The sequence below is a fragment of the Paenibacillus kribbensis genome, assembly GCF_001705305.1.
GTDB lineage: Bacteria > Bacillota > Bacilli > Paenibacillales > Paenibacillaceae > Paenibacillus > Paenibacillus kribbensis_B.
Genome location: NZ_MCBP01000008.1, coordinates 212274 through 224304, shown reverse-complemented (window position 1 = coordinate 224304; position 12031 = coordinate 212274). Strand labels below are relative to the sequence as shown.

Below are 12031 nucleotides of genomic sequence, written 5' to 3'. Positions count from 1 at the left end.
AATTCATAACAGCGTATTCTGGCGAAATGTGGTTTTGCATAGCCACGATTCGCCTCCATTATGTATTATGAAAAAAGCGACCGTAATTGGTCGCTTTTTGTTTTTCCAGCTGATATTGAAGCTACACTGGATTAATTTGATGCTCAATTATTGGGGTAGCACTCTACTAAAGAAGATAAATAAATTCATCTGTACGTATCATAGAATCGATGAATAATCCCCGGAAAAAAATCTAGCATGGACTTTCTCTAACTCCTGTATCAAACCTAATGTTTCTTCGTAGGCTCCGATCTCTTTCAACAGTTCAACGTCCTTGATTTTATAGACTGCAACTGACCAATTCTCGTTATGCTTACTGCATATATCGCTATTTTTCTTCAATTCCTTAAACCTAGCTTTGCTTAATTGTTTAGGATATGGATCCCAATTTCTGGTGATGTTTAAATGCTCAAACATCGATAACTCATCAGAAATGAAAGCAATCGAAGAATGGGGAGCTCCGGAATCGTCATAATAAAATTCATATTTACAGAGAGAAAGATGATTTAATACTTTGCTTTCTTCACTTTCATAACCAAGTTGATTTAAGTAGTCTTCAATTTTGGGGTTAACATATAGTTGATTGAATTGGTAAGGGTTTAATTCCTGATACATTCTATACATGCGCCCCTCCCAATCATAATTTTTAAAATAGTAGATTCCGAATTCAGCATAATAAATACTATTCTGAGTTCCTTTATCGTATTTAATTGTACGTTTTAATTTGTCAAAATTATTACCCCACACCTCTTTCCAGAACTCTTGGCGGGATTCTCCGCCGGAATCTTCTTCATTCCTGTAGTCCATGCATGTTGTAAAAGCGTAACAGAAAGTGTAAATAGGAATGTGAAGGAAACGGACCCATTGTGAATCTTGGAGGACAAGATTTCCAAAGACAATCTCGCAAAGAACAGGATCGTTTTTCAAATAGTGATTGTATATATCGCTTGATAAAAATTCCGAGGCACGGATCACGGGTTCATCTAAATACATGAATAAACCAAAAGTTTCAGCACAGAAGCCAATTAGGTTAATAATTACTGAATTTGTGTTTTGTTGGAGTAAATGCTGAATTACTATTATACATAAACTGCTTTCCTTATCAGGAAAGTTCTTAAGGTCATGCAATGCTGCGAGAGACAGTGTAATTGATTCCCTTGTGTGTAAATAGTCATGAATATAGTGATGGCGATTGTTTTTAAGTATTCTTCTTAGTTCTTTTTTTAGAGAGGGTTGAAGATCGCTCTCAGTTATAAATTCTGAAATCTGCTCATCATCAAGGGGGATTTCATTTGGACCGAAAAGCCAATTTTCTGCGTCTTCTTTTACAATTTCTAATGATTGTTCTTCTTCATCTCTATATATATTGTTGTCAGTTTTAACTATACTTTCTTTTTGCACTAATATCGGCTTTCGGCCGCATAAAGAAGCTATCTTCTCTCCAAATTGATTGGTGTATCGAAGGTCAAAATGATTGAGTATTTCTGGAATATTATCAACAAGCATATCAAGTTCAATATCCATACATAAATCATCAAGTAATTCTATTTCGGTAAACAAGATAGCTTTTAATTCTTTTTTTATTTTTGGGAAATAATTGTCATGGTAAATGCTATACTCATCTGGAAACACTTCCTGAAATTTTTCCATAGCCATATAATGATACACACTAAATGCTTCTTGGAAAAATTGCTTTAAAGTATCTCTACCATTAAAATACATTCCTTTTTTAATGCATCGAATTATAATATCAGGTAAATTATGAAGATCTGTATACTGCGCTTCTATATTTCCGTGCCCCATACTTAAACAGTAATTCTTAATCTCACTTTCTAAAAAATTAAAAAGTGTGGGATGTAGATTAGGTTCACAGCAACACAACAAATGATGGAACCTGTGAAGCTCTTCCTCCCCATTAGGTAGATCATCTAACCAATCGGGTCCCCAATTCCAACTGCCATCAGGTTCGGTGTAGCAATAAGGATAATCTACATAATGTAATATACATTGTTGCTCTAGCATTTCCGTAATTTGTTTGCTAGATCTCTTAGAGAAATGTTCGAGTAGAAACTGAAGTTGATTGTAATAAGCACAGCATTGTATAAGCTCAGGAATAAACTGTTCAGTATTTTCTTGAATATAGGAATATAGAAAATCTTGTACAGAGGGCATATTGAACTTCAACAAAATTTCGTCTTCTTCATCACTATAAAAGGACTTAATCATTGTTTTTTCAAGTTCGGAGATACTGTCACTTAGCTTCTTTATCCCCACCCGGTTTGAACGAGTAGCTATATATTGTGCATAGCAGCGTTTCATATCTTCCAGATTCATGGGTGTTGAAGAAATTAGCAAAAGCAGGGCTACAATCTGTGCCTCTTGACTAAGTTCTAAAAAGATATCCTCCCAGAATGCGCCAGGGTTATCGAAATAATCACATAGTTCAATAAAACACTCTTCTGCGGAAGTCTCTTTATCGGGTTCTTTATTTAGATAGAGTGCAAGTACCCGTGGGTTATAATTATCATGGTTTATTATTTCACCACAATTGTGAAAAAGATAAGTAACATGTTCATGTTTTAGGTTTGAGGCGTAGAGATGTTGAAATAAAATGTTGGCCTTTTCAGCATTACTATATTTCTCCATCGTACATACCAGAGCATGTTTCTCTAACGTTTCCTTCAACATAGGTTGTTTTTGAAGCCCTTGACGAAGAATGTATTCTCTTGTTGTTAAGATGAGACGCTTGTTCTCTCCATAGTCTACTATACGTTGGATCAGTTTAATAAGCCGATTTTCATCATTTCTACTAGTGTTTTCATTATGAAAAATACTTCCCCAGAAATCATCTAAAATAATGACTTGTTTCCTGTCGTCCTCTAGCATATTATAAATATCCTTGATAGAATTTCCCCATATAAATCCGTCTAGATCCTCTGGTTGCAAGTATGCCAGTGCCATTAGATAAGCTATCGTGGTCTTTCCGACACCTGGTTCTCCAGAAATTACAATTACATGATTCTGTGACCATCTTTGTAATGCTTCACGATAGATCTGTGAAGGGGCGAATTTAGTAGATGCTTTTATTGCTTCTTTAAGCTCTTCAGCCGATTCCCTGTATAATGAGCGGTGTATGGACTTTAGAAGGATTTTTTCTAATATATTAATGCTTAGTGGCCAAAGTTTAGGATGTGCCGACTCTATCCAATGATAATTTGGTTCTTCCAATAGCCGATTAATATCTGTCCTGCTTAAAATATCATTGTTACTTTGAATAAACTCTTCAAACAAATCTATGATTTGTTCTTTCTCACCAGGTCGAAAGTCAAATGACACCCCCAAAATATATCGGTCAGGATTTAACTTACGCACCTTTGGTAGCTCAGATTTTTTTAAACTATTTAAAAGCTGCTTGAAATTTTTGTAGCGTTTTGCCTGAATAATAGTCCTCTTGCCGTGATTTATATAAGAACCATCAATGCCTGAATCACGCCCTTCCCTGTACATTTCTACAAAAAAGCCTTCCCTGACTTGAACGACATCACAAACGAGCTTTTCAAATTCGAGTGGTTCTAACAGATCATGAAAGTCATATTTCGGCACAATTATTCCTCCAGTTTCCTTGACAACCATATATATAGTAATTTTACATTTATGAATCCAAATTTCAACCTAAGTAGAACATACAGACCAATTTTCAGTACTGTTCAAATGGGGAGTGCCTCGCTTCCATATAGCGGTTCTGATCTGCATATTGGGCCCGTCTTACCCACTGATCTAACAGACCCAATTCACCCATTCTTGGTATTTACGCTTTCAGCGCTTCATCCGAACCTTATCTTCTATTCCCAAGTGAGCGTAATCTGCCGATACGTCCAGTTTTCCTTAACGTGCAGGCGGATCGCTTCCATCTTTAGTTCCTCTGAATACGTCTTAAACTTTTGAGCTTTTATCGCCATGAAAAATACACTGGGTAGTGGCAAATTTTTATACATAGTGATATTTATTTAATTAATTTGCAGTAAAAATAATCCGATAAATATTTTAGGATATATTCTACAATTTAGGGTGTTGAAAGGAGGGGGATATTGACGAATACTGACGAATTAGTTCGAAATTATAGGAAAGAGTCTTATATAACACTAATTTCTCCCCCTTGAAGATTATGGATAGACGCTGTAGTTTGAAAGTAAGTCTCATTAGTTTGACTCATGTATTGTGATATTTTTCTCATTATAAAATTTGTATAAATGTTTCATTAATATGATTACACGGAGGGAGGTGAATCGAGAAACTTGACGGCATTTTGATAACGGTTCAATGGTGTATGCAACAAATCAAACTTGGGAGGATTGGAAATGAAGAAGAGGATTACAAATGTAATGAGTATTGTTTTATTGTTTTCTCTTGCAATATCTTTAATAGGATTGCAAAGTACTACAACTTATGCTGCTGGTCTTTCGATCATCGACGGTGGAGGCTGGAGTGAAACTGCGTATGTAGAATGGTCACCTGAAAGCAATGCAGAGGGGTATAATGTATATGTTAAACCTGCAAGTGCGTCAGATTCTCACTACCAACAAATTGATAGTGAATTAATCCGAAAATACCCTTCCTATTGGAGAGCTGATGCCGTAGGTCTTGCAGCTGGAGATTATGTAATGAAAGTTGATGCCAGGCTACCAGGGGGTTCAACGGTAAGTGCTGTTTCAAAAAAGCTATCCGTAGCCTCATATGATAGATCTGGATTTGCTTTCTCATCAAAATCGCTATATGGTACAGGCTCAGGTGCTTACAATGCTGACGGAACACTTAAGAATGGTGCCCAGGTTCTTTATGTAACATCCGAGACTGCACAAACAGTGACCCTCGATGTGAAAATCAACAGCTCAGGTCGTGTTCAAACAGGTAAAGGTCTAGGCGAGATTTTGGCATTAAGACAAAAAGGCTATGATACAACACCACTTGCAATCAGATTTATTGGAAAAGTTACAGAAGATGACATGAAAGGACAACTGAATAGCAGTGGATATCTTCAAGTAAAAGGCAAAAAAAATTATTCGGAAATGAATATGACGGTTGAAGGTATCGGAGACGATGCTTATGCTTACGGATGGGGAATACTTCTTAGATATGTCGGAAATGTGGAAGTGAGAAATCTGGGTCTGATGTTGTTCCCTGATGATGGTATTTCAATGGATACGGGAAATGCCAATGTTTGGGTGCATAATAATGATATATTTTATGGATCTGCAGGAGGAGATGCTGACCAAGCAAAGGGAGATGGTTCCACAGACGTTAAAAATGGATCGACGTATATTACAATCTCTTATAATCACTACTGGGATTCAGGAAAATCGGCTCTGGTCGGCTTAAGTGAATCGTCAGAATTCTTTGTCACCTTCCACCATAACTGGTTTGATCATTCAGACTCCCGTCATCCACGTATAAGAGTGGCATCTGTTCATATATATAATAACTTCTTTGATGGAGTCTCAAAATATGGTGTCGGTGCTACAATGGGAGCTTCAGCCTTTGTAGAATCTAATTATTTTAGACATGCTAAATATCCAATGCTGAGTTCCTTGCAAGGTACGGATGCTTTAGGGGAAGGTACATTTTCGGGCGAAAACGGAGGTGTGATTAAGGCCTACAACAATAGTATAGTTGATGCTGCCAGTCTGATTTATGCAAACTCCAATAACGGGACAGCTCCGGCAAATAAAAGCTCATTTGATGCGTACTTAGCTTCGTCGAGAAATGAAACCGTACCAAGCACATACAAAGCATTAAAAGGAGGAACAGCTTATAACAACTTTGATACAAGCGTCGATACTGGAGTAAATGGTGCTGACATTGATAATGTAAGCGATGTTGAACAAATTGTTACTGCAAAAGCTGGACGCCTGAATAACGGAGACTTTACATGGAAATTTGATAATTCCGTTGATGACACGTCGTATGCACTCAATTCAGCTCTAATGGCTAAAATAAGAAGCTACACAACTCAACTTGTATCTGTAGGAGGTAATTCAATCTCATCGGAGCCAACACCAACTCCAATTCCGGAACCAACACCAGAGCCAACGCCAACTCCTGTTCCGGTACCAACACCCGGAGAACAAGTTCATAACTTCACCATAGCTGGAACCGACAGCGACTTCTTTGATATTAAAGGGGATATTTCGGCTAACAAGGGAACTGTGGAGTATAATGGTTTGACTCTAACTCAATGCTTAAAAATCGAAAGCTCAACCAGTATTGGGTTTACCACTACGGAAGCTTCAACATTAACATTAGTGTCTAATTCAGCAGACGGAACAAAAATCAAGATTGATGGAACCAGTTATCCAATGACTGATGGTATTGTCAGCGTATCACTTGTTCCTGGCGCACATACCATTACAAAAGATAATCCTACAAATCTTTATTACATGGAATTGAAATAGATTATCTGATGAGTTTTGGCTTTGTTGCCAATGCAAAAACACCTCCAAGATTGTCTCCATATCTAACGATATGGTTGCACTCTCTTGAAGGTGTTTTAATTTTTCTAGCTATTTGATATGCTCTAAACCTCTATTTTCTTAGTCAACAAATAATGTAAAGTGATGGGCTGCTGTACGTTTCGAAATCCTCCAGAGCGACACTAAACTATATCATCGTTTCAAGGCATATGCCCTGGAACTTATGTAAAGTCTTAGTCAGGAGGAGGATACATTCGTGCCGCTCAAAAAGTTTGTTACCCCACTCGCCATCCCGCCAGTTTTAAAGCCAAAAATCCGCGGAGCACAGGGTACTTATTACGAAGTAAAAATGAAACAGGTTAAGCAAAAGCTGCATAGAGACCTGCAGCCTACCACGGTATGGGGGTATAACGGGAGATATCCGGGGCCGACCATCATCACACATAAAAATGAACGCGTCCGGGTAAAATGGATGAACGAGTTACCGCTCAAGCATCTATTGCCGGTAGACAAAACGATTCCCGGGGCTGGACCTAACGTCCCGGAAGTTCGTACTGTAGTTCATCTTCACGGTACCGTAGCACGTCAAGGAAGTGACGGAAATCCGTTAGCTTGGTTCAGCCGCGACTTCAGGCGAGTTGGCCCCATGTTTAAGCAAAAGGTGTATGATTATCCTAATCGCCAATCCGCGGCCACCTTGTTTTATCATGACCATGCACTCGCCATCACGCGTTTGAATCTTTATGCCGGCCTGGCTGGTGCCTATCTGCTTCGCGATGCTCGCGAAACGTCGTTCAAGTTGCCTAAAGGAAAGTTCGAAATTCCACTGCTCATTCAGGACAGATCGTTCAAGAAAAATGGGCAGCTATTTTATCCTAGCAACACTACCCCGCCAGTAAAGGGCGTAAATCCCTCGATCGTGCCGATGTTCTTTGGAAATACAAACTTGGTTAACGGAACGGTATGGCCGTATCTTAACGTGGAACCGAGAAAATACCGATTCCGTATGATAAATGGTTCCAACGGGCGGTTTTATACAATGAAACTGAGCTCGGGGCAATCGTTTATTCAGATTGGGGGCGATCAAGGGTTTCTGCCGAAACCGGTTCGGATTAAAGAACTGACGCTCGGTCCTGCTGAGAGGGCGGATGTGATCATTGACTTCTCACGGCATAAAGGACAAAATATTGTGCTTACCAACAGTGCGAGGGCCCCGTTTCCGGGAGGAGCCACACCAGATCCGAATACAACGGGGAAGATCATGCAATTTCGGGTAGGTCAACTTCTCACTTCTCCGGATAAAAGCCGTATACCCGCCAAATTGATTCCTATCTCCCGGTTATCGCCTGCCAAGGCGCGTCGGGTAAGGTGGCTCAAGCTAAGCTCATCCCCAGATAAATACGGCAGGCAGGTTCAATTGCTAAATGACAAAGGATTCATGGAACCGGCTACTCAGCGGCCAAAGCTAGGTTCAATCGAAGTTTGGAACTTCGTTAACGTAGGCACTAACACGCATCCTATGCACCTGCATCTGGTTCATTTCCAAATCCTCAGCCGCAGACCGTTTGATGTGAATTACTATAACAAGACGAATAAAATACGCTACACAGGCCCGGCTGTCCCTCCAGAACCCAATGAACGCGGGATGAAAGACGTCGTTCGGGTTCCCCCTGGTTATATAACAAAAATTATAGCCAAATTCGTCCCTTATACAGGCAACTATGTTTGGCACTGTCATATCCTGGAGCATGAGGACTACGATATGATGCGTCCGCTTAAAGTTGTTTCCGGCAATAGACCCCTCCGCAGAAAATAATTCGTATGAAAAATTCGAGCCCCAGACGAAGTGCTCCCTGTCTTGGGCTTGTCTTGGGCTGCTATTATTGTGCAGCTTTGACTCCCCGAATAATAGCCTGCTCCAAAACCACCACCGCAACGGTTCCTACCGCAGTCACGGCGTCATTGCCCGTCAGGCCGTTGGTATCGGTGCCCGTGGCGAGACAGAAGATGGTGTCTCCATCCCCCTGGGTGTGAACAGGAGAAATGGCCCTTGCCATACCGTCATGGGCCAGTGTCGCAACTCGGCTGGCTTCCGCCTTGGTCAATTTCGCTGTGGTGGCTACCACGGCAATAGTCGTATTCCTGCTTTGACTGGACAGCGGCGCTTCTCCTTCGAGGATCGCTCGGGTCTGGTTGACAAAAGTCCCGTCCGGTCGCTGCGCACCAGCGATGATGCGGTCATGGTCCCAGATGTCACCCAGGGCATTAACGACCGCAATAGCCGCTACCATCGGGCCTCCGGGGATTTGCCATGCGGCCGTTCCAACTCCGCCCTTCATCGGCTTGCCGTATATTTTTCCCACCGTTGCTCCCGCGCCTGCACCGATGCTTCCTTCCTCCACAGGACCCGAATTCGCCGCTTGACTGGCAGCGTAGCCCATAACCGCATTTGGTCTGCGGGCGCCTTTTGCATAAATCAGGTCAAAGATAACGGCGGCAGGCACTGTAGGGAGCGGACCGGCCTCAGTAGGGGCTCCAATTCCATGTTCAGCCAGCCAGTTCATCACCCCGGCCGTTGCCGCGAGACCGAAGTTGCTGCCACCGGTAAGGAGAACAGCCTGCACTAGCTCCGTCGCAGTTCCGGGATGCAGGGCATCGGTTTGTTCCGTCCCCGGAAAACCTCCCCTCACATCTATGCCGGGAACAGCGCCTCGGGGACACAAGATCACGGTGCAGCCCGTGCGGCCACTTTCATCTTCCGCATGGCCCACAAGGATGCCTGGAATATCGGTAATTCCTCCGGGAGATTCGACTGCTCGGCCAATCAGACGATCGGAACTAGGGCCTATCGGCTGCGTAAGAGTGTTGATGTCATTTTTGAATCGAGTCTTGCCCTGGCGCAGCCTGCCAAAGCCGATCGTGGACAAGCTCTTACCGACATGGGCTTGCGACTTTATGATTTTTCGAGCAGCCTGCTTATTCCTTTGATTCCGCACCGCAAGTTTGGCGCTGTATAAATTTCGTATGGCTGCATTTATATTACGAATGCATCTTTTTCCCTGATAGCGCATGCACACACGCCTCCTTGGCACTAGGTCTATTTAATGGTATGTCGGCCCTCATCCAAATGAATAGGCGAAAGGAAGTGGCCATTCGCACATTTCAGAAACCGTTTATTTTCGTTGTGAAAAGGATGGTATACTGGTCGTATCTTCTCAATTCCAACATGAAAAACCCGGCCATGTTAGGCCGGGCTTCTGTCTATGTGATCGTATAGCTCTATTTTGCATGCTTATCTGGCTGATGAATACCAAAAATATTCCCTTCTGTGTCCATGTAATACCCTTGCCACGCCATTCCAGGGAGTGCATACTTTGGTAATGTGAGCTTGCCTCCAAGATTAAGAATTTTTGCTTCAGTAGAATCGTAATTTTCCACTCCCATAGTACATGCATAACCATTCATAGCCTGACCGGGTTGGGGGGAACCACCTTGACGTTGCATCAAAGCCCCGTTGATTCCTGGCTCATTTGCATCGCCTGTCACCGCTCCCAAATAAGGCATTCCAGCATAATCACTCCAATCCTCAAATGTCCATCCAAATACCTCGCCATAAAACTTCTTGGCACGTTCCATGTCATCTACATGAATTTCGAAATGAACGAGTCGGCCCATGATTTCCTCCTATGTTTTGACTTCTTATATTTTCCGTTATTATACTTTCCTATTTCGCTAAATATATAAAATTCAATTTAAAATTTTTTGTGGTCTGTGCGAGACTCGGGTAACATCAAAACGGTTAATATCCTTTGATGGCTGAATAACTACACGGTCAACGTATTCATGAAGAACTTCTTTTCGTTATCATTGCCGGAATGGGCCTTTTCAATCCAGTTTTACAAGATGTCTTCTTTTGGGAAAGGTTAAGGGCAAAAGGGGATCAAACTAGTATTTATGTTTTTGCCCACCAAGTAGCACGAATAGCCATAATGGTAATTGAAGGGGGAAGGCTGTCCATATCATTTTATATCTCTCTATCATAGATTATAGTATCTCATGTATGAAGGAGTTGATAAAAAAATGGCACAAATTCTAGCTTATAACGTAAGCGAGCCAACACGGGTTACGGATGGTGCAGCGATCCCGATTCCACTTACTCCGGCGGGTGTAGGAATTGCCGTATTCAACTTGGTAATTCCGAGCGTCCCCAACTTTGTAGAGCTGAAAGCGGTGGTAGGTATTCGCGGAGATGTTAATACGGGCAGTGTTTTATTCCGGATTTTCCGTGATGGTCAAGTTATTTCCTATTCGCGAGAAGGCTTTGAATCCGCCGACTCTGAACAATTTTATTTGGTTCCCATACAAATGGTCGATCCTAATGTAACACCGGGTGCTCACGCCTATACGCTGTCTGTTGAGAATTTAACGGCTGGTACTACCGCAACGGTTATCGGTCCGATTGTTTTCAGCGGGTTGGCAGTATCTCCTTAATCTAGGTAAGAGCTGTCCAGGAAAACAGAAATCTCCGTTTCCTAGACAGCTCTTTTTTTATAACATATGAAATCTGGCTCTTTTAGTTTTCATCCGCTTACAATTTGAATGAAAGCACAATATAATAGCTGATTGCGATGTAAGCATTGGATACATAGTCATACTGGAAAAAGATCACAGGGGCATAAGCCAAAGTGGTCTAATGCAGAATTGATCTTCTTTTTCTTTTGAAAAAGTATTGACACGGATGAAAAAATATTATATCTTTATATCAAGATAAATAAATTAAAGATATAAACAATCAGAAAATTTTGAATATGGAGGTATACACATGATTGCAATTTTAGAAAGAATTAATCAGCTTGCCAAAAAAGCAAACGAAGTCGGATTAACTGAAATTGAAAAGACTGAACAAACCGATCTTCGCAAAGAATACCTTCAAATCTTTCGGGGTTCAGTAAAAAGCATCCTTTTGAATGCTACGATCTATGATCCGCATGGAGATGATGTTACTCCTGAAAAACTAAGAAAAGAGCAGGCACAATTAGTTAAAAATGAATTTAATTTTTGTCTAATATCTTTAATTAAGCAATCTTAAAACAAATACAATTGGAGGATGATTTTATGTTGGCAAGTGGATTGTTACTGGTACGTTTGGTGGTTGGATTGTTATTGGTGGGGCACGGAGCTCAGAAACTTTTTGGCTGGTTTGGCGGCTATGGTCCAAAAGGCACCGGCGGTTGGATGGAATCGATCGGAATTAAGCCCGGAGTATTCATGGCAGTGGCCGCGGGGTTGATGGAATTGCTGGGAGGAGCTCTATTTGCTGTAGGACTGCTCACTCCGCTGGCTGCACTCTTAATTACGGCAACTATGCTCGGCGCGATTGTCAAAGTACATGGACCAAATGGAATCTGGGCAACAGCTAACGGCTATGAATATCCGCTAGTTCTTATTGCCATCGTAATCGGTATTGCGTTGACAGGGGCAGGCTCATATTCCATCGATGCAATACTTAAATAAAACATGAATGA

General features: G+C 41.4%; 8 protein-coding genes. 5 read left to right on the top strand and 3 right to left on the bottom strand.

Annotation, left to right across the window (positions count from 1 at the left end; genetic code table 11):
* Positions 1–198: 198 nt before the first annotated feature.
* Positions 199–3642: an nSTAND3 domain-containing NTPase gene (locus tag BAZ21_RS16295; protein WP_084011710.1), complete on the bottom strand. Its 3444-nt coding sequence runs from the start codon at positions 3640–3642 to the stop codon at positions 199–201.
* 755 nt (positions 3643–4397) lie between these two features.
* Between BAZ21_RS16295 and BAZ21_RS16290 the strand changes: the two genes are divergently transcribed.
* Both BAZ21_RS16290 and BAZ21_RS16285 read left to right on the top strand, forming a co-directional pair.
* A complete protein-coding gene (locus tag BAZ21_RS16290) occupies positions 4398–6488 on the top strand; it encodes a pectate lyase family protein (protein ID WP_068502843.1) in 2091 nt (696 codons plus the stop codon).
* Positions 6489–6762: 274 nt separating this feature from the next.
* Positions 6763–8322: a multicopper oxidase family protein gene (locus BAZ21_RS16285; protein ID WP_068502841.1), complete on the top strand. Its 1560-nt coding sequence runs from the start codon at positions 6763–6765 to the stop codon at positions 8320–8322.
* A 64-nt stretch (positions 8323–8386) separates the two neighbouring features.
* Here BAZ21_RS16285 and BAZ21_RS16280 read toward each other — a convergent pair whose 3' ends face one another.
* Together BAZ21_RS16280 and BAZ21_RS16275 are read right to left on the bottom strand one after the other, a co-directional pair.
* Entirely contained in the window at positions 8387–9577 is a 1191-nt protein-coding gene (locus BAZ21_RS16280) for a P1 family peptidase (protein WP_084011708.1), read from the bottom strand.
* A gap of 208 nt (positions 9578–9785) precedes the next feature.
* On the bottom strand, positions 9786–10181 hold the full coding sequence (locus BAZ21_RS16275; RefSeq protein ID WP_068502837.1) for a VOC family protein: 396 nt from the start codon (positions 10179–10181) through the stop codon (positions 9786–9788).
* Between the two features lie 405 nt (positions 10182–10586).
* Between BAZ21_RS16275 and BAZ21_RS16270 the strand changes: the two genes are divergently transcribed.
* The 3 genes from BAZ21_RS16270 (at position 10587) to BAZ21_RS16260 (ending at position 12020) form a co-directional block, all read left to right on the top strand.
* A complete protein-coding gene (locus BAZ21_RS16270; protein ID WP_068502834.1) occupies positions 10587–10997 on the top strand; it encodes a hypothetical protein in 411 nt (136 codons plus the stop codon).
* A gap of 331 nt (positions 10998–11328) precedes the next feature.
* Entirely contained in the window at positions 11329–11595 is a 267-nt protein-coding gene (locus BAZ21_RS16265) for a DUF896 domain-containing protein (RefSeq protein ID WP_068502831.1), read from the top strand.
* A gap of 26 nt (positions 11596–11621) precedes the next feature.
* Complete coding sequence (locus BAZ21_RS16260; protein WP_068502829.1) at positions 11622–12020, top strand: DoxX family protein; 399 nt, start codon at positions 11622–11624, stop codon at positions 12018–12020.
* Positions 12021–12031 lie beyond the last annotated feature (11 nt).